Origin of the sequence: Geomicrobium sp. JCM 19038 (assembly GCF_000698125.1) — a bacterium.
Taxonomy (GTDB): domain Bacteria; phylum Bacillota; class Bacilli; order Bacillales; family Marinococcaceae; genus Geomicrobium_A.
This window is the reverse complement of sequence record NZ_BAXA01000004.1, coordinates 16,078-42,721: the sequence shown is the minus strand read 5'-3', so window position 1 is coordinate 42,721 and position 26,644 is coordinate 16,078. Positions and strand designations below refer to the sequence as shown.

The following is a 26,644-nucleotide window of genomic DNA, read 5'->3' as shown; positions in this document are numbered from 1 at the left end:
TCTAGCTTTTGCAATTGTGACGTTTTTGCACGTCGTTTTCGGAGAATTGGCACCTAAAACCGCTGCCATTCAGAAGCCTGAAGCCATTGGCTTTTTCTTGTTACGACCACTAAGAATCTTTTATAAATTAGCTTATCCAATTATATTTGTACTCAATGGTGTCGCAAACCGATTTGTACGACTGTTCGGCATACAACCTGCTGCAGAGCGGGAAGAAGCACACTCCGAGGAAGAGTTACAAATTTTACTTACCGAAAGCTTAAAGCACGGTGAAATTAATCAAGCAGAATTTGGCTACGTAAATAATATTTTCGCCTTTGACGAACGAAAAGCACATGAGATTATGGTACCTAGGACAGATATGATCTGTTTGTCGGTCGATGATTCTTTCAAAGATTCAATGGCGATTATTCAAGATACAAGGTTCACCCGCTTCCCAATCATTGGTGAAAGCAAAGACGACATGATCGGCTTTATCAACACCAAGCAGTTTCTACTCTTGAACGTTGAAGAAAACCTTGTGAATCTAAATGAAATCATTCGTCCAGTCTTAACCGTCTCAGATCAAACACCAATTAAACGTCTACTACGTAAAATGCAATCAGAAGGTGCTCACTTAGCAGTTTTGATTGATGAGTATGGCGGTACTTCTGGGATGATTACCATTGAAGATATTCTTGAAGAAATCGTTGGGGACATTCGCGACGAGTTTGATGAAGAAGAGATTCCAGAGATTGAACAGATTGCTGACTCCCACATTCTTGTAGATGGAATTGCACTCATTGACGACGTAAATGAGTTTCTCCCAACAAAAATTGATGAGGATGAATTTGATACGATCGGGGGCTGGCTATTCGCTAAAAACCCTAACATCGAAGAAGGACAACGATGGCGCACCGAGGAGCTTGAAATAAAGGTTCTAAAACGGGACGAATATCGCTACCGCAAACTTGAAATCATCTTCACAGAACAATCCATCGAACAATCATAATCATACACAATGTAATAAGCTCCCTCCATTTGGAGGAAGCTTATTTTTTGTTACCCTATGAAAAAGCTATGCGAGTGACTCTGAAGGACAGTAATCTCCACATGCTCTGCCCGTTTTTATTTACAGGCGGTTGGACGTCTTTTCTAGTAATGTTTGTCTCTCACTACTTTGCATGAGCCGCTCTTGTTGCTCGAACCACACAGCAAACACGTAAATGACCCACAACTTCCTACTGTTATCCTTCTTGCCTAGTTGGTGTTCACGTAGAAGTTGCTCTATATAATGAATGTTTACATAATCACCTATATTCGATGCTACAATCCGTTCTACCATCTCCGTTCCTCGATTACCTTTCAGCCATTTGCGTAGCGGGACCGGAAAGCCAAGCTTCGGACGGTGAAGAACATGCGCAGGTACTATATCTGCAAATGCCTCGCGTAACAACCTTTTTGTTGTCCCTTTGTCGACCAGCCATTTTGTTGGTATTGCGCGAGCAACGTTGTACACTTCCTTGTCTAGAAAAGGAACACGCAACTCAAGGCTATTCGCCATAGACATCCGATCCCCTTTTACTAAAATATCTCCCGGTAACCAAAAGTTCATATCAATATGTTGCATCTTTTGAACGTCGTTCCAATTACTTGCTTCTTCATAAACGTTACACATTTCTTCATACACATCGTAATTAATCAAACGTTTGTTTAAAACAGATGATTTATCCCCTTGGAATACTTTCGCATTACCAACAAAACGCTCGTTAAGTGGCGTACACGCGCGTTGCAAATAATTGATCCCATACATCGCTGGTAGTTTAGACAAGACTTGGCGCAAAGGTCTTTTTAGCATACGAGGTAAACTCGCTATCGCTTTTAACGCTTCTGGCTCCTGGTAAATTCGATAACCTGCAAACAGCTCGTCCGCTCCTTCCCCTGATAATACGACGGTCACATTCTCCTTTGCCATTTTACAAAGGGCATATAAAGGAACTGCTGAAGGGTCAGCAATGGGTTGATTCAGCTTAGAGATCACTTCATCAACGAGTTCAAAGTACGTCTCCTCGGATAACGTTTGTTCATGATGAATGGTATCTAGTTGCTTTGCGGTTTCCCGAGAAATCTCACACTCATTCTGCTCACCTTCAAAACCAATCGAAAACGTATGCAGCGGACCATGCTGACGCATTAATGCGGTAATAATCGTCGAATCGATTCCACTTGAAAGGAAGCTACCAACAGGTACATCACTTTGCATATGTACATTCACCGAATCCTCCAAGCTTTCGCGAATTTTTGTTTTCCAATTCTCTCGATCGGTTTGCTCGACTGTTGAAGGTTGAGTGCTCCAATACGTCTTGGAGAGAACCTTCCCGCTAGTCTCTATACACAAATACGACCCTGGACGAACAGATTTAATCCCTTCAATCATCGTATTTACACCAGGAACATATTGTAAGGTTAAATAGTGCGCATAGCTTTTCGCATCAACCTTTGAACACTCTTTTCGTACCCTTACCAAACTAGAAATCTCAGAGGAAAGAAGTATCCTACCGTCATCGATACAATAATGTAGAGGCTTAATACCAAAAGGGTCGCGTCCTGCAATAAGACGCTTTTGATGCTCGTCCCATAAAAGAAATGCGAACATCCCTCGAAGCTCATAAATGAACGCTTCTCCTAATTCTTCATACAGGTGAAGAAGAACTTCTGCATCACTCTTCGTCGTAAACTGATGTCCACGAGCGATTAAATTCATACGTAATTCTTGATAGTTATAAATCTCACCATTACAGATGAGGCGAAGTGTTCCATCTTCATTCGTGAGCGGTTGCATGCCTGTTGAAGGATCGATAATCGCAAGTCTACAAAAACCAAGACCGATGTGATCATCACTCCAGATCGCTTGATCATCAGGTCCCCGATGAATCATTTGCTCATTCATATGTAGTAAATCTTCTTGTTTCATTGAATGAACGCTTGTGTTAACAATCCCGTTAATCCCACACATCTTACAATTCTCCTTTTCCAACAGCCTACGAATTTGACTTTCTAATCTTCGTAGTTTGCTACGCTTTGACGTAAAACATGTATAGAAAAAAGGAATTCCCATCTTTAATTCCACTCGATCACTTTTGAAAAACGAGATACTTTCCTGTAATAAGTTATGGTAAAATACTAATTATACTTTTTAGAAGATTAATACTTATACATAGAGGTGAAGGAACATGATGGAATTCGATCAGTATTATCAGCCTTACGCTTCAAAGCGAACGCCAGTATACAGCAACAAAAGGGATGGTAGGAACTTCTCAACCACTGGCAGCTGAAGCTGGCCTTACGATGCTCAAAAAAGGCGGCAATGCCGTTGATGCAGCAATTGCAACCGCTGCAGCCTTAACCGTTGTTGAGCCGACATCAAACGGGATTGGCGGCGATTCTTTCGCAATTTTATGGCTAGACGGAGAACTTTACGGCATGAATTCAAGTGGCCGTGCTCCTGAAGGCATTTCAATTGAAGCTGTAAAAGCGCTTGGACATGAGGATATGCCCCAAAAGGGATTAATTCCGGTCAATGTTCCTGGTGCACCTGGTGGTTGGGCAGCTCTTTCTGAGCGATTCGGAAAACTGCCACTCAGTGAAACCCTCGCTCCTGCCATTGATTATGCGGAGAATGGGTTCCCCGTCAGTCCAGTCGTAGCTCATCATTGGAAGAAAGCCGTTAACACGTATCCTGCTGAGGAAGCTGTCTTTAAGCCATGGCACGATACATTCACAAAAGACGGACGTGCTCCTGAGGCTGGTGAAATTTGGACATTACCTGGTCATGCAGAAACACTGAAGAAAATTGCAGATACGAACGGGAAAGCTTTTTACGAAGGTGAGTTGGCCGAAGCCATTGATGCCTTTTCTAGAGAGTACGGTGGATTTATCCGCAAAGAAGACTTGGCGAAATTCCAAACCGATTGGGTGACGCCACTTAGCGTAAACTACAAAGGCTATGATGTCTGGGAGTTGCCTCCGAACGGACAAGGGATTGTTCCTCTTATGGCGATGAACATTTTAAACGGGTTCGACTTACCAGCTAAGGAAACAGTAGAAACGTATCACACACATATCGAAGCTTTGAAACTCGCCTTTGCTGATGGTTTTGAATACATTACAGACCCTGAACACATGTCCATTGACCCGAAAGACTTGCTTACAGAAGAGTACGGAGCAGAACGTCGTGCCCTTATCACCGACCAAGCCATTGATCCTAAAGCGGGCGATCCTGCACGTGGTGGAACAGTCTACATGACCGCAGCTGATGGTGATGGCAACATGGTTTCATTAATTCAAAGCAACTATGCAGGCTTTGGATCAGGCGTTGTGATTCCAAACACAGGAATCTCATTACAAAATCGTGGTTGGGAATTCAAATTAGATGAAACGGCTGCTAACGCGCTAAAAGGTGGCAAACGTACGTATCATACGATTATTCCTGGATTTTTATCAAAAGACGGTGTCCCTGTCGGACCATTCGGTGTAATGGGCGGATACATGATGCCTCAAGGACATCTACAAGTATTAACCAATTGCATCGACTACGGCTTTAACCCACAAGCTGCTCTAGACGCCCCTCGTTGGAAATGGGTTGGAGGAAAAACTGTTGAAGTTGAAGCAAGTTTTCCAGCTGAAATCGCTCGACAGTTAGAACGCAAAGGGCATACAATTAAACCGACGCTCGAATCTGGAAGTTTCGGAAGAGGGCAAATCATTTGGCGTGATCCAGATACAGGTGTACTTGTCGGTGGTACTGAACCACGCGCAGACGGACACATCGCAATTTGGTAATTTAAAGGGCAAGGGGCCATCCCCTTGCTTTTCCTCGTTTATTACTAACATGGAGGCTACTCATGAACGCACAAACACAGCTCAACATCTTTATTGCGATGTTTCGAGCGAATATCCTCGGTTACGGAGGCGGTCCTCCAACGATCCCTCTCGTACATAAAGAAGTAGTAGATAAATACAAATGGATGAGTGATGAAGAATTTAGTGATGCAGTAGCGCTAGGCAACACGCTTCCTGGACCAATCATTACGAAGCTTTGTGGATACATCGGTTATCAAATCGGGGGCACGCTAGGTCTCATCAATGCAATTATCGCAGCAATCATGCCTACGGCAATCTTAACGATTATTCTCGTTGGAACATTATCATCGTTTCGGGACATTCCCTTTGTACAAGGAATGACGTATGCCATTGCCCCTGTTGTCGGGGTATTGCTAATCATCATGACGTTTAACTTCTTGAAGCAATCGAACAAAAAAGCAGGGTTTCTAGGAACAGTACTCTTAACATTCATTAGTTTGATTGTACTCGAGTGGTTAAACGTACACCCTGCAATTCTTATCGTCACTTTAATCGCCATTGCACTGATCCGCAAACCAAAAGAAGAAAAGCAACAAGAAAGGGGCGATCACTAATGCTAGAGTTATGGCACTTATTCCTCGCCTTTTTCATTCCTGGAATTGTCGGTTACGGTGGGGGACCTGCTTCCATTCCCCTTATCGAACATGAAGTTGTCAATCGCTACGGTTGGATGAGCACGCAAGAATTCGGTGAAGTCCTTGCTCTTGCCAATGCATTACCTGGACCTATTGCGACGAAGATGGCTGCATTTGTCGGTTGGGAAGTTGCCGGTGTACCTGGTGTCATCGCCACACTATTTGCTACAGTAGGACCAAGTCTAGCAGCGATGTTACTTCTAATGTCCGTCTTACTAAAGTACAAAGATCACCCACGCATGAAAAAAATGACGTCTTACATTCAAGCACCCATTGCTGTATTACTAGGTGTACTTGCTTTTCAATTCTTCTTTATGTCTTGGGAAGATGCCGGATTGATTCAGACACTGTTTATTGCAATCGCTGCTTTACTTCTATTAGAGAAGTTCAAAGTACATCCTGTCATCGTTATTATTGGCTCTCTTATATACGGGGCTATCTTCCTATCATAACTGACATAAGACGCAGTTAATTAGAATTATATTTTTATATTTAATGGAATATAATGCATGCGGAATTCTTTTTGATTTTCTGACTTTTTTATGGTTTAATAAGTATTAGTAAGCCATTCTTGAATATATTTTTTTATTCACTAGGGGGGCCATTCGGCTGAGAGAAGCGTTGCTTTAACCCTTTGAACCTGATCTGGTTCGTACCAGCGTAGGAAAGTGAAGCTTGTTACGAGAACGCTCTGTGCAATGCATCAGGGCTTTTTTTTAGGTTCAAGAGTAGTTCTTTAAAACTAAAACCCTCCATTTGAACATTATCAAATGAAGGGTTTAATTTGACCTATTTCTTTTTCCTTCTATATAACCAAAACCAGACAATGATCCCAATAGATACTGGTACAAGAACTGGCGATAATCCCACAACCGTTACAACAATAAATGAGACGACAGACAGTAATGCATTAATTGTACCCGTAAACAAGTTCGTCGCATTTTGCCACGTATTCAAGGTGCTTTGATCTTGTAGTGCGGTTGAACTTTGCTCGTAGATATATAAATTCACCGTAGCAAAATCCACTTGGTTTTCTAAAAAACTCATCCTTCCTTCAATCGTTTCGATTTCTTGTTGAACATTAGCCAAATCATCAGAAATCGTTAATAAATCTTCTGTGTTCTCAGCGGCTTCTAGAAAGGTGAGCAATCTCTCTTCAACAACCTCTTGAGAACGAATCCGAGATTCGAGATCGATATATTCTTCGGTCACGTCATTTCCATACGTTGAGCGATGCACTAATTCTGTGCTCATTGATACGACTTCATCCAAAAACGATTGGAAACCATCTTCTGGAATTCGTACGAGTAATGAACACTGCGCTCGCCTTCCTCGCTTCCTTGAACACTCGTTTCAACAACATAGCCATCCAAATTCATCACTTTATTTTCAATTTCATACATCATCTCATCAAATTCTTCGACGACAACTTCAAGATTGCCATTTTGCACGACCATACGCTCCGTTGCTTCTACACCGCTCTCTGTCTGATCAGTCTCTTCTTCAATATCTAGAGCATCTTCTTCAACTTCTACAGCTTGGTCTGCCATTTCATTTGTCCCGCTCATCTGTCGAGCTGAATCCGTTGATTGACTTTGATTGCAACCTGCAATAATTAAGAGAATAAACAGTAACGATATCATTCTTAGTTTCAAGACGACCCCTCCTTCTCTCTACCTTTGTAGTCGTGATTCGCGCTTATATGTTTCATATTTCTGAAAATAATAATAAAAACATCATAATGCGTGCTACTTACCTTTCTGAACATAAAAAAACTGAGTAGAACGATCAACTACTCAGTTTATACTTATCAACTTATGGTGCTGGGAAACGTAGGAGACGGTCATCTTCTTCAATTGGGTTCACTCAACCATTTGTGTTATTCGTGATCACATACAACATGTCCTCTGACTCATCGTACGCAATATCACGCCAACGCCCTCATCTTCCAAAACGGTCGTTATCGTGTTGTCGTCCACGGAAAATTGCATAAGTTGCTAACCAGCCAAAGCTGCTACAAACCATTCATCTTCTCCTTTAAACGCAGCTCCAGATGGCGCCCGCGTATCATCACCAGAATTAAAGACAGCTGTTTTCTATGCCTTCTTCTGCTTCATCACTAAACAGCTATCCCCCCTGTAGAGAATAGTAGACGATAGAAAGGGGCGGTCGAATGAAGAAATACGCATATGTTTTGGACGGTCTTAATCTAATGAACCTATTGATAATAGTACCAACGCCCTTGATTTTCTCTGCGTTTAATTTCACCCTTATGACGCAAGTATTCAAGGTGAGCAAGCGTCTCACCGATCGCAAACCTAGACTCGTGTACGGTTAACACTTTAGGGAACAACAAATCACACACTTCAAATACCGTCTGATCGCTCTTCACATGGGTTAATACTTTTTCAAGACGCTCATCATGGTGTTCACGAATTTCTTGGATTCTCGTATTCGCATCATAAAATGGCTTGCCATGAGAAGGAATCACATACTCAGCATTTAATGCTTCAATCTTCTTTAACGATTGTAAGTAATCATGCAATGGATCTTTACGCCCATGGAACCAATAAGAGATGTTCGGCGTAATCTTCGGTAAAATGTGATCGGTTCCAAGCAATACCCGCTTTGATTTATTAAATAAAACGATTAAGCCATCTGAATGGCCAGGTGTAAAGATCGCTTCATACTCTTCCTTTCCAAACTGGAATGTTTGCCCTTCTTCAATGTAATGATCAATCGTCGGTAATGGACTGATTCTTGGCACAAAGGAGGCCGTATTGTCTCTCATTTCCCGTGCTTGCTTTTCTGGAATACCTGCAAATTGATAATTTCGATACATCTCGTCTAAGAATTCAGCAGTCCAAGCTCTCAACCCCGCTTCTGCATCCGTCTTTGTCATCCATACTTTCGCATTTGTCTTCTGTTGCAAACCACCCGAATAACCAAAATGATCAGGATGGTAATGGGTAATGATGATATTTTTCACATCTTTGCCCTTTAAGGCACTGTCCCAAGCTGCAACCGTATCTTCTTTGTGTAAGCCCGCGTCAATTACAGACCATCCGGTCTCCCCTTCTGCGTAAAACACATTCACATGATTCAATCGAAAAGGTAATTCCAATCGAATCGTTTCAATGCCTAATTCTTCAAGCATATCATCAACGTCCTCTCATCAATTCTATAGATTGAGCGCTTGCTCAGATTCTTAACTAACAGAAAGGCTCAAAGAGTGTCACTTTGAGCTTCAATGCTTGTCGTTCCTCATTTGTAAACACCCGAGAACGTACGAGAAAACGTCTCCCTGTGGGGTTTTCAAGTGAAAACATTCCACCACGCCCTTTGACAACATCAATAATGAGCTGTGTATGCTTCCAATAGTCATATTGATCTTTAGAAATATAAAACGGTGCGTGCCCAAGATCCCCTAAATAGTAGTCGTGTTTTCCTGGTTTAAACTCTGACTGCGAGAAGCACATCGGTGAACTTCCGTCACAACAACCACCTGACTGATGAAAAATAACAGGTCCATGCTTCCTTTCCAGCTGACCAATCAATGCAACGGTCGCATCCGTTGCAATCACTTTATGAATATCCACGAGCAAACAACTCCTTGCTTTAGAATAAGCCAGCAGGTGCTTCACTATAGCTCACGAGCAAGTTTTTCGTTTGCTGATAATGCTCGAGCATCATTTGATGATTTTCCCTTCCAATTCCAGATTTCTTATACCCTCCAAATGCCGCATGAGCAGGATACACATGATAGCAATTCGTCCAAACACGTCCAGCTTGTATTGCACGTCCAAACCGATACGCAGTATTCATATCACGAGACCAAACCCCTGCCCCGAGGCCGTATAGCGTGTCATTTGCAATTTCTAGAGCTTCTTCTTTCGTCTTAAACGTCGTTACAGAAACGACAGGTCCAAAGATTTCCTCTTGGAAAATCCTCATGTTGTTCTTACCTTTGTAGATAGTCGGTTCAACATAATACCCACCATGATCTGCGCTTTTACGGCGCTTTCCACCCGTAATAAGCTCCGCACCTTCTTGCTCTGCAATATCAAAGTAAGACATGATCTTCTCAAGTTGCTCTTCTGACGCTTGCGCTCCAATCATTGTATTCGTATCTAACGGATCACCAGCAACGATTTCCTTTACTCTCTTTAATGCCCGTTCCATAAATTCATCATAAATCGATTCTTGAATTAACGCTCTTGAAGGCACGTACACACTTCACCTTGATTGAGCGCAAACATCACAAAACCTTCAACTGCCTTATCTAGAAATCCATCTTCCTTATCCATGACGTCTTCGAAGAAGATATTTGGTGATTTCCCTCCAAGCTCTAAAGTAACGGGAATAATATTCTCAGATGCATATTGCATAATTAAACGCCCAGTTGTCGTTTCACCAGTAAAAGCGATTTTATCGATTCGATCACTCTGCGCTAATGGCTTTCCTGCTTCAAGACCAAAACCTTGAACGACATTCAACACACCTTTTGGTAATAGATCTTGAACGATCTCTAACCAAATCGTAATGGATGCAGGCGTTTGTTCTGCAGGCTTTAAAACGACACAATTTCCCGCTGCAAGTGCCGGTGCTACTTTCCATGTCATCATTAACAGCGGGAAATTCCATGGAATGATTTGCCCAACAACACCTAACGGTTCATGAAAGTGATAAGCTACAGTGTCTTCATCAATTTGTGAGATGCCACCTTCTTGCGATCGAATTGCACTTGCAAAATACCGGAAATGATCAATCGCAAGTGGCAAATCAGCGGCTAATGTTTCTCGAACAGGCTTACCGTTGTCCCACGTTTCGGCAACCGCGAGCTTCTCGAGATTCTCTTCCATACGATCGGCGATTTTCGTGAGTACAAGCGCACGGTCTGCAACAGACGTTTGCGACCAAGATGCTTTTGCTTCATGCGCAGCATCAATTGCTCGTTCAACATCAGCTTCAGTAGAACGAGCAATCTGAGTAAACGCCTCACCAGTTACTGGTGAAATCGATTCAAAGTACTCACCTTCCACAGGTGCCGTCCATTCTCCCCCAATAAAATTGTCGTACTTGGATTTAAACGCAACTACAGCTCCATCTTGACCTGGTTGAACATAACGCATGAAAAAACCTCCCTATATTGTAATCGCTTCCATTTTCCTATTACATTACTTCTTCTTTCATTACTAGATTCCTGCACGTAGATAAAAATCTATATATTTATCTGTTAATGTTCGTCTCAAATGACCAAGTGATTTACGCTTTCCTTCTCTATTGACCTAGTTTTTGCTAAAGTAGATATATATTCTACCCTGATTTCGAACCGTTTTCGCACATTATGAAGACGCAATTAACCCTAAACGATCGGAAAGCTTGGGTAACACCGGTGATTACAACAATAGAAAACACACGAAGGTGAGGTGAGACTGTTACTAATCACAAGCGATGATTGCCTATAACCTCTAAAGAATTCCAAGACTTACACCGCATTTGTGCGGTTTATTTAGAAGGTACAGGTTCGTTGTGGCAAGAAGAGATTAGTAACAGCGTTGGACGATGGTTAGCTTATTATTAGAAGGAGGAGGAAGCCGAGGCGTTTATACGTCTGGTGTTTTGCGCTATTTCATGGAGAATAATGTGCAATTCCCCTATGTTATTGGCGTTTCCGCTGGTGCATGCAGCGGCTCTTCTTATATTTCAAATCAAATCGACCGCAATCACACCGTAAACGTTACGTATGCTTCCCACCCGGAATACCTTTCACTACGTAACTATGTAAAAAATCGACAGTTGTTCGGGATGGATTTTCTGTTTGATCGCTTGCCCAATGAATTAGTGCCTTTTAATTTCGGTGCATACGAAGATTCGAGCCAAGAGTTTGTCATCGTAACAACCGACGTGTCAACGGGAGAAGCCGTCTACTATCGTAAATCACACTTCCCTAAAGACGTATTAACCCTGTTACGAGCGTCAAGCTCCTTGCACTCGTTGCACCCGCTGTCTCATTTCAAGATCGCCTATTAATGGATGGCGGCATTGTCGACCCAATCCCAATTGCTAAGTCCATTCAAGATGGCAACAAAAAGCATGTCGTTATTCTTACCCAAAAGCGAGGGTACTTTAAGAAGCGACAATCATTCTTATGGTACATAAAAAGCAAATACAAACACTACCCTCACCTGTTACGGGCGATTGAAAAGCGACATGATGTTTATAATCAATCGTTACAACAACTAAAGACAGAAGAAGAAAAAGGAAATGTTCTCGTCATTAGTCCGTCAAGGGATTTAGACATTGGGCGTGTAGAGAAGTCCGTAACCAAGTTGCAGTCCGTCTATGATCTTGGTCTTAAGGACGCCAAAGGCTTGCACAAGAAGTTAGAAGATTTTATAGCTTACTCTTAAGCTTTTACGTAGATCACGAGAGTTGTTTGTCTTTTGTTTAATGGTTTGAGTCTAGAATTAGGATGGAAATGATTATGGACGTTGCAACGATTACACTCACGATCTCGATGATGGGTATCATTATTTTATTCGGGGCGCTCGTTTCTTGGAGGAAAACCGTGACACCTTCTTCCAAGAAATTAGTCATGAGCCTCGTCATTAATATCGCTGTTCCGTTTATCATTTTGAATGGCGTGTTTAATACGCCCATCACTGACGATGTCTTACAACTTATTTTTCTCGTTTTTGTTATAAGTCTAGGATTTAATTCAACTGCGATCGTTCTGAGCATCTTGATTGCTCGACTTCTTGGATTTCAACCAACAACCGCTAAGAAGTTATCGTTACTTTCCGCCATCGGCAATACTGGATTTATTGCCATTCCTTTGTGTGCGGCTGTATTTGGTCCCATTGGGGGGTTACTCGCGGCGATCTTTGACGCTGGTCTTGATGTGGTCTTGTTCACACTTGGCGTTGCCATTTTACAAAGTGGCCACCAACGCTTCACCATGAAAAGCTTAACTGCACTCATTAACATGCCATTAATTGCAATCGGTGTTGGACTGACCTTTGCCGTTAGTGGTTTACAAGCTCCATTGCTTTTACAAGAATTATCTGCAATGCTTGCTGGATTAGCTGCACCATTGGCAATGCTTTACATCGGGCTATTGTTACCACCATTTTTCAAAGAACAAAAAACCTTTTTTTACCGATCCATTGGTTTTCCGCTCACAATGCGACTGCTCATTTTTCCAATGACAACAATTCTTATTGTCGGATTCTTACCTATTGATCTTTTTTTGAAACAGTTTTTAGTCATCGTAACGGCCATGCCAACATTCCTCGTTGCACCGGTTATTTACGGTAGTTACACAGATTTTGAAGATGAAGCAGCCATTACGACAATTAGCTCTACGTTGTTATCATTACTGACGATCCCACTCGTATCTAGTTTTGCAAGTTTTTGGTTTACGTAATCAAACCGAACAAAATCAGCTCGAAACAATCGTTTCGCGATGGATTGATGGGTCGCTAAAAGGAGGAAACGTGTGGCTAAGCGAAGTCTTAACAACGAGGAAATTTATGAAGCTGCTGAAGCGGTCTTACTTCAAGAAGGCTACAAAGCCTTTCACTTTAAATTATTGGCGGATCGCCTACAAGTTGGCCGTAGTACGATTTACGAATATTTCACGAACAAAGAAGAGCTTGTAACCTCCTATATGGTTCATAAAATGTCTCGCTTTTATGAAGAAATAAAGAGCATCAACGTGCATGGTCACGCTTCTGAACGCTTAGAAGAAATCATTCGACTGCTGATGAAGTTTACACAAATTCATTTGATTATTGAAACGACACCCCACGTGAATGCAAACATCTCAGAAAAAGTAAAAAAGAATCTAATGATGTTATGGCGTGCACGAAATGATATTTTCCAATTAATCGAAACAGCAATTGTTGAAGGTCAAGAAGCTGGTGAAATCAAACAAGAATTGTCTGCTACGATGATTACAGATTTAATCTTTAATGCCGTGAGGCTAAACCAGCGTTACTACGACCACCCTTTAGAGGTTGGTACATTGCTGTATCACGTCATCTTTAATGGGATTGGCACAGAGAAGTAGCCACTTGTTTGGCTGCTTTTTTAATTTATTCATAACGTGCACGTTAACGACATACAATGCCTATGGTGTCTCAAAAGGAGGGATTGTTATGTCCGCTTTTTTCTATTGATGGAAGAAATGGTGATGTTGTACATCATGCTTGCCATTGGCTTTATAGCTGTACGCTTTAACCTCATACCCTTAACAAGCAAAACCATTCTCACCCGATTGCTACTTTATCTCACATTACCCGCTTTAATTGTTTCTTCGATGCATATTCCATTTCAATATGAACGAGCGCTAGCTTTCATCGTGCTAATGCTTCTTTCATTTTCCTTTCTATCTTTAACACTGTTATACGGAAAAGTAATGACCCGCAGATTAGCTGTTTCTTCAACACAAAGTGGTGTTTTTCAGAACTTATTACTCTTTGGAAACCAAGGCTTTATCGGCGTGTCGGTCGTCTTCTTGCTATTCGGACACGAAGGGTTGTTCTATGCCGTTGCGTTTAACTTACTTTACTTCATCCTCATTTGGACTTATGGCATTGCAATCATGAAAACAAAGCCACCAAAGCTATACCTTAATCCAGGGTTATTGGCGACATCAATTGGAGTAATTCTATTTTTATCACCTATAAAATTACCAGATTTAATGATGACTCCAATCAATACGATCGGACAAATGACGATCCCATTATCGATGATTCTTATCGGAATCTTACTTTCAGAAAATACACTGCACGGGTTACGTAAATTACTGACGTTACCACTCACATGGTTTGTCATGGCACATCGCTTATTTTTACTTCCTCTTATTATTTTTGTACCGTTTTTATTTCTACCGATTCCATTTGAGTGGCTTGCAATTGCAGTAATTCTCTCTGCGACGCCTTGTGCACCTACAGTTAGCTTTTACAGTGAACAATATGGTGGAGACACAGCCTTCGCCTCAGTTTCTGTCATCTTATCTACATTTCTCGCCATGTTCAGCCTGCCATTACTTTATAGCTTATTTTCCACCATTTCAGCAATGACAGGCTTAATGTTGTAGAAAAGCGGGTAATAAATAGACAAATTACACGCTATACCCTTACCCCCTTATCCTAGAAAGAAGGTTATGTATCTTGGCGATCTTAATATCCGTTACGCTAGGAGCCTTTCTTACCTTTGGTTTACTACTTGTCTTAAGAAATGCATTACGTTCGAGAACGGTACCTAAACATAAGAAAAGCTCTCTAGCAACACTTCTGCTTCCTATCTTAACTTTTGGTTTTATCGGACCAGTTATGTTATTAAGCGTGTGGTTGTTTGGTCTTGATGAAGATGCTTCTTCTAGTCAAAGACCCCTACAGCATGATACTCAAGCTTCTAACAACTCCCTTTTCAGCAACGATTCTGCATACAGCGAAGAAGTTGCCAGCCGCTTCACCCCAGCAGAAGCTGGTGAGACGGTGAGAGTCATTACGGCTCATTCACTGTATGGTGAACTTACAACGGAGATAACTTTACTTTCCGTTGAACGAGGCGACCGAGCATTCCAACGAGTTTTAGATAAAGATCGTGATTTCACCTTACACGAAGATATGGAATTACTACTCGCTCACGTTCACATCTATACTGAGGACATAGAGAACAAAGAGCTTTTTACGATTAGCCCGGATTATTTTCAAATGGTTACTTCTACAGGGAAGACACATCAACCTGTTGATCTTTCGTTAGCCCAACCGCTTTGGCATGAAATGGAAGCGGATACGAATGCAAATGGTTGGCTTGCTTTTTTAATCAATAAAGATGATTCACACCCTTCACTCGTTTACATGCCTGATTATGATGGACCTTGGCACTCCTTATCAGAGTAAAACAAACGCTCCTCGCACTGCTGTTGCGAGGAGCGTTTGTTTATAATCGACTTATTGATAATCGTACAAGGTCTTTTAACTGTATGCCATGTTCATAAATTGGTTCATCATAGTGTTCAACAAAGTAATCTTGCTCAATTGACATCATTCTAAACCCACACTTTTGATAAAGGTACAATTGCTGCGTCCCTGTGCTCCCCGTAGCAATATCTATTCGGTGATATCCTTCACTAAATGATCGCTTGATCGCATCTCTGACGAGCATTTCACCGTAGCCATTCCCTTGCGCATCTTCTTGAACAGCTACATTCATGATCTCCACTGTTTGAGGTCCTGTTTCAAGAAGAACGTATTCCCCCACCCATTGATCTTGATCACGTAAGCCATAAATAAAGCCTCGCTCGACATACTTCTTAACGAGACTAAGATTAGGATCTGCTAATAGAAGCAACGCCATCAACGACTCATCAACCACCTCTACTTGAACAATCCTCACGTCTTCTTTATCTGTATACATAAATCTTACACAACTCCACATTACGTACAATTATTAATCGGTTTCTTCTCTACGTTCATCTCTTAGAAGTACGTGCAAGAAGCGGATATTGCATATCGTACCCTGCCCGTTCAAACACGCCAGTCTCATCAATATTCCCCGCTACAATGATCGTAAACAATTCATGCTCAACACGATACTGTTCAATTGCATCTAAAATACTTTCTAACAAATTGCGGTCACGATATTCCTTTTTTAAATAAGCGGTTGTTATGATACCAATAATACGAGGTTCACGATCTGGCTCAGGGAATCCCTTAAGTATTTTCAAAGACATATGAGCGACAATCTCTTTGTCATCAATGGCTACCCATAGATGGTGATCATTACTAAAAATCAGCTCAAATAAGTAGTTGTAACACTCTTCTTTGAATACTGCATAACTCTCTTCATTGAGCTCGCCGTCTTCTTCTTTGGCTTTACTCCAAAGAAGACTAACCAAGTCATTCAAATCTTCCAAAGTCGCAAATCGTATCTCCATTATTTCACACCCCGTATCCTATTTATAATCGTGTCTGGAGTGGCACACAGCGTGAGACACGTGAAGTCGTATTGTTGTTCATCATTCATCCGATTATCTGACATTATTTTTTTAGCCAAAAGTGATTTTCTTCTAAATTCACTGAATACGTAAATTCTTTTCAGGCATTCTCTGTCGCCTACTTTTCATCTTACTTACTCTTGGTTCATAAGTCTACCGTTGCAAGCATAAAAACATTACATTCGAAAACAATTTCCAGAATCAAGTAAAAAGGTTATAGGTGATCCGATTGAAAAATGAAAAAAGTTCCATTCCAATCTTGCATATCTCCCACAGCCATGATATTATATTCCTGTGACGTAAGAATACTACATATTCCGCAGTAGCTCAGTGGTAGAGCAACCGGCTGTTAACCGGTAGGTCGCTGGTTCGAATCCTGCCTGCGGAGCCATTTTTTTGCTTCCTTAGCTCAGCTGGTAGAGCGCATCCATGGTAAGGATGAGGTCACCGGTTCAAGCCCGGTAGGAAGCTCCATAATTATTTGCAACCAAACCCTCACTACGATAGGGTTTTTTATTTTGTTTTTTCTTGATCATTTCCTCTCTAAAACTTGCTTCAACACTTCAACTGACCACGAATTGACCACATCATAACCCTTTCCTAACATAGCCGATCAACTTACAATCAGACCATTCCGATTATTCGTTTATCACCTTACCTTCCCACTTTATACTAACTAATGGAGGTGTTTATGTATGTTGACTGAAAACGTTATGCAGGTCATCGATTATACAGTTATCACCATTTCCGTCATTGTCTTTTTATTATTGTTTTTAACAAAGAGGGCAACTACGTTGATTATAAGTGGAATCATCTTATTTGTATTAGGAACGGGGTCATATGTTTTATTCCTGTTTGCAGAAGGAGACTCCTTTGGCTATGCTGTTGCAGGATTTACTATGATTTCAATTGCTTACATTGTAGCTAAGATTGTTGTCATCGTCGGTGCTATTAAAATTAACAAAACATAAGTGTTAATTTTAATAGGATCTATACCACCGTGAATTTACTCGCTTTTAAACTGTTGTGCATAAAACAAGATGATTGCTTTTGCGTTTTAAAATATCAAAACCCTTATTGTAAAAAGTAATGCACCTTACTTTTTACAATAAGGTGCATTACTTTTGCGAATTTCTTCTCCTTACTATAAAACCAACAAGCAATGTAATCATAATGATCACCGACAAAATGGCAATCCACCATTGCCCATCATCTGAATTTACTTGCGCAATAAGAATGATGCAAGCTGCTAGTAAAATTATTACTTCATATACATTTCACCGCATCGGAAACGCTCCTATTATATTGAAAATTGCATACAACTGTAACCCTTATGTACTCATTACCCTCTTATGCTGATTCTATCACTTGAATTTAATTGGTGACTAAGAATTTATAAATCATTGATAATCAATCATAAAAGAGAAGGTTGCCATAAAAGGCAACCTAAACCCTATTAATGAATTGTTAATCTACCTTCAGCTGTTTCTCTCGTTTCGTTGCCATATTGATCGGTTACCTTCACTTCAATTTCTGCATCTTGTACGGATAGATTCCGGATGGCTGTCCAGTACCCTACATAGTTCCCCGGTGAACTTTCCCACATCGGCAATTCGGTCGGTGATTGACTTGTAAGTGGAAGACGTATGGAGAAAACAGCATCTAACCCCGGCTCACTATCAAACGATATTTTGACTGATTGACCGGCAGTAAGAGAAACATCCTCTGATGGTAACAAGTTCGTAATGAGTCCTTCTTCTGGTGGTTCAACAGGGTCACCTAGATGGTCGTCATCAGCATGCGGCGCACGCTTCCCACCTACTCCTACTCCAATGTATGCGAATTCATTCATCGCACCTGGTGTGTTATGAGAGAACCCTACTTTCCCTCCATACATTGTGTTTTCTGTTGTTACAACGTGCCAATTACTTGGCTCTTCTTCACCATCTGGCCATACTTTGAGCTGCAATGCCGCTGCGTCACGTTGTAATAAGACACGATACCACTCGCCTTCAGCCACTTCAAAGTCTGGCTCTGCAATACCAAGCGTTGTGTTCGCACCGCCACGACGTTGCATAATACGGACCGTACCATTTTCAAATTCATCGTTTGGAAGTTGTGCATCTGCATAGATTCCATTTTCACTACCTGGTGAACCTGACATATGGAAACCCAGTTCAAACACTTTATTCTGAATATGTTCTCCGCGAACCAATCCAAAGACTTCTGTACTTCCGTATAGTTCACCAACGATGTCCGAAGTAAATCCACGCACACCTGAACGAACAGAGTGTTGCAAACGTAGTGGATCATCTAAAATGGTTAATTGATCCTCTTCACCTTGCCACATCGTAGACCACTGTTGTGGCATTTCACCGACAGGATCACCTGTAAAGTCAAACTCATGCTCAGTAGGATCACTAACTGGAGGTGTGTCTGGCCAGTACTTAGGAATATCGTAAAAGGCATCGCCATCCATCTCATGAACGGAACCATCTGTCATAGATTCTGCAATCCCCCATAGTCCTGCAGTGACTTTATCGATAAGTTCTTGATCGTAAGGCACTTGAGGTTGTTGTCCAGCCATTTCGAATAGAACCGCCCCACTTCCATTTAAGCCAAATGCACCAAGAGCGATTCCAGACAAATCAAACGTTGACGGATATGAATAACGTGCAAGACCTGCCTCATGTCCATCTTCAGCGTGACCATGAATCCCTTCTGCTGCTGCTAAATTGTAACGACGGGATTTGTCTTGATCCCATTCTGGATAGTCATCCACATATTTCGGGTTGTTATCTGGTCCTAACGGGGGATGACTCAGTGCAATGGATACATCTTGATCTGTACCTTCAAGCTTTGGCGTACCCATATGGTGAAGATTAACGTACGCTTCAACGATTCCGAATTCCCCTTGTAGTTCTTGATATAAATCAGCAAGCGCACGAGCTTCATTCGTTAAGTAAAAACCATAATGAGCGCTTGTTCCTGGAAGATCCGATGCTTCTGCCTCAAAATCCAAGTCTGGATGGAAATCACGGTTAATATCAAAACCATTACGACTCTCATTGTGATACCATGCAGGTTCTGCTTCTTCTAAATGTGGATGGTATTCAAGGACTTCTTCCCAAGAAATATCATTTTGGCGTTTAACGAGCTCTGCACCATCTGGATTTAATTTAGGGACTGCTACAATCGTTACTTCTTCTAAAATATGATCTCTTTGTCCATTTGCAAGTTCATCTAACATATCAATAACCGCTTCTGTTCCAGCTTTCTCGTTCCCATGTATTTCACTATCAATAAGTAAGACTTGATCACCCTCACCAATTCTAGCTGAATAAATATCACGCCCATGATGAGACTCTCCGATGACCTCTAAATCTAGTTGACCATTACTCAATTCCTCAATTCTAAGAAGCTCTTCTACCATTTCTTCATAATTTGTCCAACGATCATCAAGCTCTTCAATCGACTGTGCACTAGGTAACTCATCTTCTTCCTCTTCTAATAAAGCGAATATTTCTTTAGGCTGAATAAGTACTGAAAAAATCAAAATAATAAATAAAAACTTCCCAATAATTGCTTTCAAATGAATACCCTCCCAAATGAATTTAGTTTGAAACTGTAATCAATTTGAATGGTAGCATAAGATCCGAACAAATTTACCTTATTATTTAGAATATACAGAAATATAATGAATACATCTTATCTTTTCGATAAGATCGACGTAGGTCGTTGTTTTTCAGTTAGTTCATTGCTCATGTTGGTTATTACAAAAACATCCAACCAAAAAACCAATTTCATCATAATGAAATCTTTAAAAAGAAATGATATTAGATTAATTTTTCTAAATTTATTGATTAGACTTAAAAATTAACTTACTATTAAACTACTTAAACATTGGGAGGTGCGACCTCATGGAAGAACATGGGAAGAAACGTTCAATTTTCACAGATTCTGGCATTATTCTATTGATCGTCATGCTCCTTCTTGCTGCATTTATCTTTATTTGGTGGCCAACTGATATTTTTGTTGGGGGTGTATCGCTTGTAGCCTGGCTTTTATTCAGTTCTCACTTCATATTATGCGGACTTTGTATTATCTACGTCGTTTGGATGGAAAAGTTAGAGAAGAGGTCATCTGTTCACGAATCAAAAAAGGATGACGTACCTCTATAGAAAGGGGTGGACCTATGCAAGTCACTGAATCCATCATTATTGGAATCTTTCTTATTGTTATGATTGTCATGGGCTTTTACTTTTCAAAACGGGCGCTAAAGTCAGAAGACGACTACTGGACAGCTGGACGGAACATTAATAGTTTTGTTGGTGCCATTGCTTTGTTCGCTGCACTCACAAGTGCCAGTTCATTAATGGGCGCGGTCGGTTCTGGTGTAGAGATGGGACTTCCCTTCCTATTCGTTTACGGGTTTGGTGTAACTTGTACATTACCTTTCACGCTCTTTCTTGTCTCTGGACAAATCCGACGATCTGGTGTTCGAACTGTACCCGAGTTCTTTTTGAAGCGGTATGGAATGAGCGTCTCCATTCTTGCTGCATTAATTGTCGTGATTGGTATGACATTTTATATGGTCCCTCAACTGACGGCCTCTGGATTAATCGGCAGTTACGTTCTTGGCATTGATTACGCAACTGCGGTCATTGTTCTTGGATTAGGGTTTACAATTTATGCAGCTCTTGGTGGCATGTGGGCCATTACATATACCGATTTGATTCAAGGGATGATCATTCTCGTTGGCCTTGCAATCCTTGCCATTGTCATTCTCTTTGAACATGACGGTATCGGCAATTTATTATCAGCAGCTCTCGCTGTGGACCCTGAGTTCGGTGAAGTTACTCAACCGTGGTTATCGTATTTCGGACTATTTATTGCTTTTCTATGGTTTGGCGTTGTATCACCCTCTGCGGTTATGCGGAACTTTGCTTCCAAAGACGCTCGAACCGCAAGACGTTCTGCAATGGGTGCTTGCTTCTTGTATGCGAGTGTATTCGTATTCGGCTTCGTCATTGCATCTGCAGGTGCTAACTTAGACATGATTGGTTCCCTCGACAACTCGGATATGATCTTTATATCTGTTGTTGAATACTACTTACCGCCAATTCTTGCTGGTATTATGTTTGCTGCCCTGATTAGTGCGATTATGTCTTCGGCAGACGCGATGCTTCTCGCCATTTCAGCTGGAGTTGCTCAAGATATTTACAAAGGTTTCATTAATAAAGAAGCAAGAGAGAAAACCGTCACCCGGCTCGGTTTAGTCGTGATGTTTGTCGCCTCAATCATTGGAATCGTAATTGCCTCGATCCCCCGCAATTAATCGCGATTATGGTCGGTTGGGTCGGTGGGGGTCTATTATCTGCCTTCGGTTTTCCAATCGTTCTTGGAATTTGGTGGAAACGCGCGAATAAAGCGGGGGCATTAGCGGGTATGCTTAGCGGGTCTATTACATTCTTAGTACTCGTAATCACACAACCGTTTGCTTTAGTCGCTGAACCGATTATTGCTGCTCCAGTCTCTCTCGTTTTTATGGTTGTCGTAAGCTTACTCACTGAACCACCTTCTAAAGAAATTCAACAAGAAGTCGAACGCAATCACACAAACGTAAAAGACGTATTGTAAAAGAAAGAGGATTCTATGACTACCAAGACTTCAATTCGGATTATTGGTGATGCCAATGACAACCCGGACCTGACAAAACCACTGCTTAAACAAGGCCGTAAATGGCTGAAACGTAAAGTAACCATGAATGAGCTAGAACAAAGAATCGTTTCAAAAAAGAAAATCTATCATCCGATGTGGGTCGCAAAAATGCTTGTCATTGCCGAACGCAAACCTTTTCCTCCAAGGATTACCCCTAACATGGGCTTTGTCGATGCCGTTTCAGGGTACCGGGGGTTGTTTACGAATGTCCCACCCTTTCAATCGGTGAACAGTGACGGTCTAGTTGCACGACCCATTTTACAATCTGAAGATCAACTACTGCCTTATATTCAAGACTTACAATCTCAAATAAATAAAAAATATTTACTAAAGAAACCAAAACATGAAATTCGCGAAGTTTTCTTATCGTACCTTCCTATGTGGGAATATACAATTACAACCGAACTTCGTGACAAAACATTCTATTTGAATGCAAACACCGGTGAGTCTGAAGAATTCCTTTCTAATTTATGGGAAGAAGACAGTTGGTTACTCAACGATAAACGTAAACAGCCCAATCCTTAAGGATGGGCTGTTTACGTTTATCGCTTTTCTAATTCATACAGCTTTTCAAACACTTGAATCACTTCTTCTTTTGTCCACGGCACTGGCGCCATCGTAATGAAATAATCGTCCATCGCCTGTTCCGCTAAACGCTCAAGGTCTTCAACCCTTGCCCCAACTTCTCTTAACGTCGGAATCTCAATTCGACTTAAAAGTTCACGAACGGCACGGACAGCACGCGTACCATCCTGACTTCCATCTTCTTCAGCCCCAAGGGCATCGGCAATTCGTTCCATTAATTCAGGAATGTGCTTTCGCTCACGTTCCATCGTTTCTGCTAATACGAGACCGATCGTCAAACCGTGTGGCAAATGATACATTCCACCAAGTGCTTGCCCGATGGAGTGTTCAGCTGTGCAATTTGCAATGTTCATCGACAGTCCTGCCATCAAGCTCGCACAAGCCATATTTGAACGAGCTTCATAGTCGGTGCCATCTGCAACAACTTTAATTAACGCGTCACTCGCAAGACGAATCGCCTCAAGAGCAATGGCATTCCCAATGGGTGTTCTCACGTTAGACATGACTGCGGCAATCGCTTGCGCCACTGCATCAATTCCTGTATAAGCGGTAATCGTTCTTGGTAAATTGTACGTAAGTACCGGATCAACAATCGCATGTTGTGCACGCAATAAGGAGTCCGCAATGCCAACTTTCACATCACGATCCTCGTCAGTAATCACCGCTCCTCCTGAAACTTCAGAACCGGTTCCCGCTGTTGTAGGAACGGTAATGAGTGCGATCTCTGGGTTTCGCACTGTTTGTTCTGACTGTATAAACGTCCGTAACGATTGATCTTGTGAGACGACTAAGCGCGCAGCTTTTGCACTATCCATCACCGAGCCACCACCGATTGCAACGATCACATCCGCTCCGGAAGCTTTTAATTGTTGTGCAACGTCTTCAACGTTTGAAATGGTCGGTTCACCTGGTTCTTTCTCAGAGATGACTGCATGTAAGTTCCGTGTCGCTTCAGCAACTTGCGGAATGATTTCCATGAGCCCCGATCAATTAAGATGAACGTACGCTCCCAGCCATTCGTCGTTATGATCTTCTCAAGCTCTTGAATTTTGTCTTCCCCAAACGCGACCTGTACAGGAAGATGGTTCGTAAATGCATGTATCTTCTCCATTATTTTCACAACCTTTCTGGCTCATCATGCTTTTCATTTCCAAACGAAAGCGCGAAGGAACTGATGACTTGAACACCTGTAAAAATCGCCCCTTCACCAAATTCAATCCGTGAACTATGTAACGATTGTTTCGTATTTTCATTGTGTTCAACATTCGTTCCAAGGCGAAAAACACACCTGGTTTTTCCGCCAAATAATAAGCAAAATCTTCACTACCAAGTGAGGGCTCTTCAAGTCGTACTACCCGTTCTTTTCCTAAAACGCGCGTCGCGCAATCAAAAAAATGTTCGGTCATTTCTGGATCGTTACTCACTGTTGATGTCGCTTGCTTCACTTCTACCGATGCACGACCATTAAACGTTTTTGCCGTATGTTCACAAATCCGCTTCGTTGATCGAATAATCTTAGCTCGACTCTCTTCATCAAGCGAGCGAATCATTCCAGACAACTCCACTCGTTCAGGAATACTATTTGGCGCTTGTCCTCCGTTAATTCTCCCAATTGTCAATACCGCTGGTCTTAAAGGAGAAAGTTCTCTTGATACAATCGTTTGCAATGCCGATAACAGATGACCGGCAATGACGATTGGATCAACAGTATCTTCAGGGTGAGCAGCATGACCGGACTTTCCCTTCACTTCAATGGTGATAAAATCTGAAGCCGCCGTCATGGCACCTCGCTTTAAACCAACAGTTCCTACGGGTAAATCTGGCCACGTATGCACACCCATAAGCGCATCGACTTCAGGGCTGCTTAACACACCAGCAGCAATGAGCGATTTTGCCCCTTCTAGAATTTCTTCTGCTGGTTGGAAAAGAAACTTGATTGTTCCAGACATCTGTTCTCTTAATCCTTGTAACACAATTGCACTACCTAAAACGACAGTCGCATGAATATCGTGTCCACAGGCGTGCATCACATCTTTATGTTGTGATCTGTATGGCAATCCAGTTTCTTCTTGTATTGGCAGTGCATCGAGATCAGCACGGATTGCTAACGTTTTACCCGGCTTCTTGCGTGAATCGTCGCCACGACGCCGGTGCCGAACGTTTCATAGGGAATGTCGTAGCGATTTAGCACCTCACAAACATAGCTTGACGTCTCAATTTCTTTGAAACTCAACTCAGGAAACTGATGAAGGTGACGCCTAATTAAGATCAGTTCGTCCTTTAAGTCCTCATTTAGCTCTAGGATCATCACCACATCCTCTCGTCTACTAACATTGTTCAAAGTTTCGCTTAATCTCAAATTCAGATACATATCTGTTATGTTGTTCTTGCTCAACAACGGCTGTGTGTAAATAATGCAAAGTAACATCTTCACCTAATACTTCATGAACGACGGTACTGTTCTTCCAACAATCAATCGCTTCATACAAAGTAGCAGGGATTCGGGGAACTTCTTCCGATTGATATGCATTGCCAATATGCTCTTTACTTAATGGCAATTTCTGCTCAAGACCCTTCAGTCCAGCACCTAGCATTGCTGAATACGCCAAGTACGGGTTAAAATCGGCACCTGGAATTCGATTCTCAATACGCATACCTTTGCCTTCTCCGACAATGCGGTAACCAGACGAGCGGTTGTCTTTACTCCAGACGATATTCGTAGGCGCCCAACTATCAGGGACGAACCGTTTGTATGAATTGACATAAGGCGCATAAAACAACGAAAAATCTTTCGTATACGCTAGAATTCCAGCTAAAAAATGTTGCATCGTTTCGGACATTCCATTCGTTTCATGTTCATCATAGAAGTAATTCGTGTTGCCCGACTCATCACTCAAACTCAAATGAATATGGCCGCTTGAGCCTGTCCAGTCATGATGCGGTTTCGCCATAAAGGTTAGTGCATAGTCTTGTTGAATAGCCATCTCTTTCATTCCGTGCTTCAAAAGAATATGACGGTCAGCAGATGTTAACGCATCCCCATACTTTAGATTAATTTCGTGTTGCCCAATATGGGCTTCACCTTTTGACGATTCAATCGGAACCCCTGCTTTTGTCATCATGTTACGAATGTGACGATAAAACGGTTCATTCTTCGAGCCCTGGAGCAAACTGTAATCTTCATTAAATTGACCGGCAACTTGTAAATCTCGATAGTCTTTCTTAAACGCTGACTCAAACTTTCGTTAAACAAATAAAACTCTAGTTCACTCACCATTTTTGGGAACAGACCTTTATCATTTGCCCGTTCAATTTGCTTTTTCAAAATTGACCGTGGTGAGATTGGCACATCTTTATGTTCTTCGTTAATCACATCTGCAAACACTAATGCCGTCTTCTCTTGCCAAGGCAATACATTTAACGTTGCCCAATCAGGTTCTGCAATCCAATCCCCATAACCTGTCTCCCAACTCATATAGGAGTACCCTTCAATCGTATTCAAATCAAGGTCCGTACCGAGTAAGTACGTACAAAACTTGGAGCCGTGCACCAATTCGGTCTCTAAACAATAGTCTGCAGTTAATCGCTTCCCCATTAACCTCCCCTGAATGTCAACAAAGCCAACGATCAATGTATCCAGCTCACCCGTTTTCATCATTTCAAATAATTGTTGCCGGTCGATAGGACCATATGTACCTGCTACATCTACGTTATTCAAAGATTAACGCCTCCTCGTTTTTTAGCACCTTTATGCTTTTCTAGTAGTTCTTCATAGAATAGGAGACAACCT

The 26,644-nt window shown here is 41.7% G+C and carries 25 protein-coding genes, 2 tRNA genes, 3 pseudogenes and 1 riboswitch; of the genes and pseudogenes, 16 read left to right on the top strand and 14 right to left on the bottom strand.

The window, feature by feature from the left end:
- Positions 1 to 16: 16 nt before the first annotated feature.
- Positions 17 to 991 (top strand): hemolysin family protein, encoded by a 975-nt coding sequence (locus tag JCM19038_RS06515; RefSeq protein WP_307189974.1) that lies wholly within the window; start codon positions 17 to 19, stop codon positions 989 to 991.
- A 120-nt stretch (positions 992 to 1,111) separates the two neighbouring features.
- Here the strand turns inward: JCM19038_RS06515 and asnB are convergent, their stop codons facing one another.
- Entirely contained in the window at positions 1,112 to 2,995 is a 1,884-nt protein-coding gene (asnB, locus tag JCM19038_RS06510) for an asparagine synthase (glutamine-hydrolyzing) (RefSeq protein WP_042415900.1), read from the bottom strand.
- Positions 2,996 to 3,212: 217 nt separating this feature from the next.
- On the opposite strand from asnB, the pseudogene JCM19038_RS06505 reads away from it, so the two are divergent.
- The 3 genes and pseudogenes from JCM19038_RS06505 to JCM19038_RS06495 all read left to right on the top strand — a co-directional run bounded on the left by JCM19038_RS06505 (position 3,213) and on the right by JCM19038_RS06495 (position 5,989).
- A pseudogene (locus JCM19038_RS06505) lies at positions 3,213 to 4,821 on the top strand (gamma-glutamyltransferase family protein).
- Positions 4,822 to 4,883: 62 nt separating this feature from the next.
- Positions 4,884 to 5,456 carry a chromate transporter gene (locus tag JCM19038_RS06500; protein ID WP_042415897.1) on the top strand — a complete coding sequence of 191 codons (573 nt, stop codon included), beginning with the start codon at positions 4,884 to 4,886 and terminating at the stop codon, positions 5,454 to 5,456.
- Positions 5,456 to 5,989 (top strand): chromate transporter, encoded by a 534-nt coding sequence (locus JCM19038_RS06495; RefSeq protein ID WP_042415895.1) that lies wholly within the window; start codon positions 5,456 to 5,458, stop codon positions 5,987 to 5,989. The genes JCM19038_RS06500 and JCM19038_RS06495 overlap by 1 nt, the downstream gene beginning before the upstream one ends.
- Before the next feature lie 132 nt (positions 5,990 to 6,121).
- Positions 6,122 to 6,221: riboswitch (TPP riboswitch) on the top strand.
- 105 nt (positions 6,222 to 6,326) lie between these two features.
- Here the strand turns inward: JCM19038_RS06495 and JCM19038_RS06490 are convergent.
- The 5 genes and pseudogenes from JCM19038_RS06490 to JCM19038_RS06475 all read right to left on the bottom strand — a co-directional run bounded on the left by JCM19038_RS06490 (position 6,327) and on the right by JCM19038_RS06475 (position 10,669).
- Positions 6,327 to 6,836 carry a DUF4349 domain-containing protein gene (locus JCM19038_RS06490; RefSeq protein WP_081831685.1) on the bottom strand — a complete coding sequence of 170 codons (510 nt, stop codon included), beginning with the start codon at positions 6,834 to 6,836 and terminating at the stop codon, positions 6,327 to 6,329.
- Complete coding sequence (locus tag JCM19038_RS20460; RefSeq protein WP_052361159.1) at positions 6,788 to 7,192, bottom strand: DUF4349 domain-containing protein; 405 nt, start codon at positions 7,190 to 7,192, stop codon at positions 6,788 to 6,790. Before JCM19038_RS20460 ends, JCM19038_RS06490 begins: the two co-directional genes overlap by 49 nt.
- A gap of 563 nt (positions 7,193 to 7,755) precedes the next feature.
- Positions 7,756 to 8,694 carry an MBL fold metallo-hydrolase gene (locus tag JCM19038_RS06485; protein WP_042415892.1) on the bottom strand — a complete coding sequence of 313 codons (939 nt, stop codon included), beginning with the start codon at positions 8,692 to 8,694 and terminating at the stop codon, positions 7,756 to 7,758.
- 55 nt (positions 8,695 to 8,749) lie between these two features.
- Positions 8,750 to 9,136 (bottom strand): DUF779 domain-containing protein, encoded by a 387-nt coding sequence (locus JCM19038_RS06480; RefSeq protein WP_238554303.1) that lies wholly within the window; start codon positions 9,134 to 9,136, stop codon positions 8,750 to 8,752.
- A 19-nt stretch (positions 9,137 to 9,155) separates the two neighbouring features.
- Positions 9,156 to 10,669: pseudogene (locus tag JCM19038_RS06475) on the bottom strand (aldehyde dehydrogenase family protein).
- A 433-nt stretch (positions 10,670 to 11,102) separates the two neighbouring features.
- Between JCM19038_RS06475 and JCM19038_RS24905 the strand changes: the two are divergent.
- The 6 genes from JCM19038_RS24905 (at position 11,103) to JCM19038_RS06450 (ending at position 15,451) form a co-directional block, all read left to right on the top strand.
- Complete coding sequence (locus JCM19038_RS24905) at positions 11,103 to 11,570, top strand: patatin family protein (RefSeq protein ID WP_307189973.1); 468 nt, start codon at positions 11,103 to 11,105, stop codon at positions 11,568 to 11,570.
- Positions 11,570 to 11,950: a DUF6363 domain-containing protein gene (locus JCM19038_RS24900; RefSeq protein ID WP_307189972.1), complete on the top strand. Its 381-nt coding sequence runs from the start codon at positions 11,570 to 11,572 to the stop codon at positions 11,948 to 11,950. The genes JCM19038_RS24905 and JCM19038_RS24900 overlap by 1 nt, the downstream gene beginning before the upstream one ends.
- A 74-nt stretch (positions 11,951 to 12,024) precedes the next feature.
- Entirely contained in the window at positions 12,025 to 12,966 is a 942-nt protein-coding gene (locus tag JCM19038_RS06465; RefSeq protein ID WP_042415887.1) for an AEC family transporter, read from the top strand.
- Between the two features lie 72 nt (positions 12,967 to 13,038).
- A complete protein-coding gene (locus JCM19038_RS20455) occupies positions 13,039 to 13,611 on the top strand; it encodes a TetR/AcrR family transcriptional regulator (RefSeq protein ID WP_052361155.1) in 573 nt (190 codons plus the stop codon).
- A gap of 108 nt (positions 13,612 to 13,719) precedes the next feature.
- A complete protein-coding gene (locus JCM19038_RS06455; RefSeq protein WP_042415884.1) occupies positions 13,720 to 14,643 on the top strand; it encodes an AEC family transporter in 924 nt (307 codons plus the stop codon).
- 73 nt (positions 14,644 to 14,716) lie between these two features.
- On the top strand, positions 14,717 to 15,451 hold the full coding sequence (locus JCM19038_RS06450) for a hypothetical protein (protein WP_042415879.1): 735 nt from the start codon (positions 14,717 to 14,719) through the stop codon (positions 15,449 to 15,451).
- A 40-nt stretch (positions 15,452 to 15,491) separates the two neighbouring features.
- Here JCM19038_RS06450 and JCM19038_RS06445 read toward each other — a convergent pair whose 3' ends face one another.
- Positions 15,492 to 15,968 (bottom strand): N-acetyltransferase, encoded by a 477-nt coding sequence (locus JCM19038_RS06445; RefSeq protein WP_238554302.1) that lies wholly within the window; start codon positions 15,966 to 15,968, stop codon positions 15,492 to 15,494.
- 55 nt (positions 15,969 to 16,023) lie between these two features.
- Positions 16,024 to 16,488 (bottom strand): GNAT family N-acetyltransferase, encoded by a 465-nt coding sequence (locus JCM19038_RS06440; protein WP_042415876.1) that lies wholly within the window; start codon positions 16,486 to 16,488, stop codon positions 16,024 to 16,026.
- A 376-nt stretch (positions 16,489 to 16,864) separates the two neighbouring features.
- On the opposite strand from JCM19038_RS06440, the gene JCM19038_RS06435 reads away from it, so the two are divergent.
- From JCM19038_RS06435 to JCM19038_RS06425, 3 genes are all read left to right on the top strand, one after another.
- Positions 16,865 to 16,939: transfer RNA gene (locus tag JCM19038_RS06435), tRNA-Asn, on the top strand.
- Positions 16,940 to 16,946: 7 nt separating this feature from the next.
- A tRNA-Thr gene (locus tag JCM19038_RS06430) sits at positions 16,947 to 17,022 on the top strand.
- Between the two features lie 221 nt (positions 17,023 to 17,243).
- Positions 17,244 to 17,519: a hypothetical protein gene (locus JCM19038_RS06425; protein ID WP_042415873.1), complete on the top strand. Its 276-nt coding sequence runs from the start codon at positions 17,244 to 17,246 to the stop codon at positions 17,517 to 17,519.
- 485 nt (positions 17,520 to 18,004) lie between these two features.
- On the opposite strand, the gene JCM19038_RS20450 is transcribed toward JCM19038_RS06425, so the two are convergent.
- Positions 18,005 to 20,140, bottom strand: coding sequence for a M14 family zinc carboxypeptidase (locus tag JCM19038_RS20450; protein ID WP_052361153.1), 2,136 nt, complete (start codon positions 20,138 to 20,140; stop codon positions 18,005 to 18,007).
- A gap of 328 nt (positions 20,141 to 20,468) precedes the next feature.
- Here JCM19038_RS20450 and JCM19038_RS06415 point away from each other — a divergent pair, with 328 nt between their 5' ends.
- From JCM19038_RS06415 to JCM19038_RS06405, 3 genes and pseudogenes are all read left to right on the top strand, one after another.
- Positions 20,469 to 20,729 carry a hypothetical protein gene (locus tag JCM19038_RS06415; RefSeq protein ID WP_042415870.1) on the top strand — a complete coding sequence of 87 codons (261 nt, stop codon included), beginning with the start codon at positions 20,469 to 20,471 and terminating at the stop codon, positions 20,727 to 20,729.
- 14 nt (positions 20,730 to 20,743) lie between these two features.
- A pseudogene (locus JCM19038_RS06410) lies at positions 20,744 to 22,188 on the top strand (sodium:solute symporter).
- Positions 22,189 to 22,203: 15 nt separating this feature from the next.
- A complete protein-coding gene (locus JCM19038_RS06405) occupies positions 22,204 to 22,794 on the top strand; it encodes a hypothetical protein (protein WP_042415867.1) in 591 nt (196 codons plus the stop codon).
- Positions 22,795 to 22,811: 17 nt separating this feature from the next.
- Here JCM19038_RS06405 and JCM19038_RS06400 read toward each other — a convergent pair whose 3' ends face one another.
- Genes JCM19038_RS06400 through JCM19038_RS24290 form a run of 5 tightly spaced genes read right to left on the bottom strand, consistent with a single transcriptional unit; the run spans position 22,812 to position 26,572 of the window.
- Positions 22,812 to 23,831, bottom strand: a complete 1,020-nt coding sequence (locus JCM19038_RS06400; RefSeq protein WP_202963042.1) for an iron-containing alcohol dehydrogenase family protein — start codon at positions 23,829 to 23,831, stop codon at positions 22,812 to 22,814.
- A 57-nt stretch (positions 23,832 to 23,888) separates the two neighbouring features.
- Complete coding sequence (locus JCM19038_RS06395; RefSeq protein WP_081831651.1) at positions 23,889 to 24,956, bottom strand: M20 family metallopeptidase; 1,068 nt, start codon at positions 24,954 to 24,956, stop codon at positions 23,889 to 23,891.
- Positions 24,957 to 24,958: 2 nt separating this feature from the next.
- Positions 24,959 to 25,162, bottom strand: a complete 204-nt coding sequence (locus tag JCM19038_RS20445) for a hypothetical protein (protein ID WP_052361150.1) — start codon at positions 25,160 to 25,162, stop codon at positions 24,959 to 24,961.
- Between the two features lie 19 nt (positions 25,163 to 25,181).
- Positions 25,182 to 26,024 carry a glutamine synthetase family protein gene (locus JCM19038_RS06390; protein WP_255343352.1) on the bottom strand — a complete coding sequence of 281 codons (843 nt, stop codon included), beginning with the start codon at positions 26,022 to 26,024 and terminating at the stop codon, positions 25,182 to 25,184.
- Positions 25,973 to 26,572 carry a hypothetical protein gene (locus JCM19038_RS24290; protein WP_255343351.1) on the bottom strand — a complete coding sequence of 200 codons (600 nt, stop codon included), beginning with the start codon at positions 26,570 to 26,572 and terminating at the stop codon, positions 25,973 to 25,975. The genes JCM19038_RS06390 and JCM19038_RS24290 overlap by 52 nt, the downstream gene beginning before the upstream one ends.
- Positions 26,573 to 26,644: the final 72 nt, after the last annotated feature.

Excerpts from the sequence above, each read along its gene's own strand:
- asnB (WP_042415900.1), bottom strand. The coding sequence starts at position 2,995 with ATGTGTGGGATTAACGGGATTGTTAACACAAGCGTTCATTCAATGAAA.
- JCM19038_RS06500 (WP_042415897.1), top strand. The coding sequence starts at position 4,884 with ATGAACGCACAAACACAGCTCAACATCTTTATTGCGATGTTTCGAGCG.
- JCM19038_RS06495 (WP_042415895.1), top strand. The coding sequence starts at position 5,456 with ATGCTAGAGTTATGGCACTTATTCCTCGCCTTTTTCATTCCTGGAATT.
- JCM19038_RS06485 (WP_042415892.1), bottom strand. The coding sequence starts at position 8,694 with ATGCTTGAAGAATTAGGCATTGAAACGATTCGATTGGAATTACCTTTT.
- JCM19038_RS24905 (WP_307189973.1), top strand. The coding sequence starts at position 11,103 with ATGGTTAGCTTATTATTAGAAGGAGGAGGAAGCCGAGGCGTTTATACG.
- JCM19038_RS24900 (WP_307189972.1), top strand. The coding sequence starts at position 11,570 with ATGGATGGCGGCATTGTCGACCCAATCCCAATTGCTAAGTCCATTCAA.
- JCM19038_RS06465 (WP_042415887.1), top strand. The coding sequence starts at position 12,025 with ATGGACGTTGCAACGATTACACTCACGATCTCGATGATGGGTATCATT.
- JCM19038_RS06455 (WP_042415884.1), top strand. The coding sequence starts at position 13,720 with ATGGAAGAAATGGTGATGTTGTACATCATGCTTGCCATTGGCTTTATA.
- JCM19038_RS06445 (WP_238554302.1), bottom strand. The coding sequence starts at position 15,968 with ATGTATACAGATAAAGAAGACGTGAGGATTGTTCAAGTAGAGGTGGTT.
- JCM19038_RS06440 (WP_042415876.1), bottom strand. The coding sequence starts at position 16,488 with ATGGAGATACGATTTGCGACTTTGGAAGATTTGAATGACTTGGTTAGT.
- JCM19038_RS06425 (WP_042415873.1), top strand. The coding sequence starts at position 17,244 with ATGTTGACTGAAAACGTTATGCAGGTCATCGATTATACAGTTATCACC.
- JCM19038_RS06415 (WP_042415870.1), top strand. The coding sequence starts at position 20,469 with ATGGAAGAACATGGGAAGAAACGTTCAATTTTCACAGATTCTGGCATT.
- JCM19038_RS06405 (WP_042415867.1), top strand. The coding sequence starts at position 22,204 with ATGACTACCAAGACTTCAATTCGGATTATTGGTGATGCCAATGACAAC.
- JCM19038_RS06400 (WP_202963042.1), bottom strand. The coding sequence starts at position 23,831 with ATGGAAATCATTCCGCAAGTTGCTGAAGCGACACGGAACTTACATGCA.
- JCM19038_RS20445 (WP_052361150.1), bottom strand. The coding sequence starts at position 25,162 with ATGATCCTAGAGCTAAATGAGGACTTAAAGGACGAACTGATCTTAATT.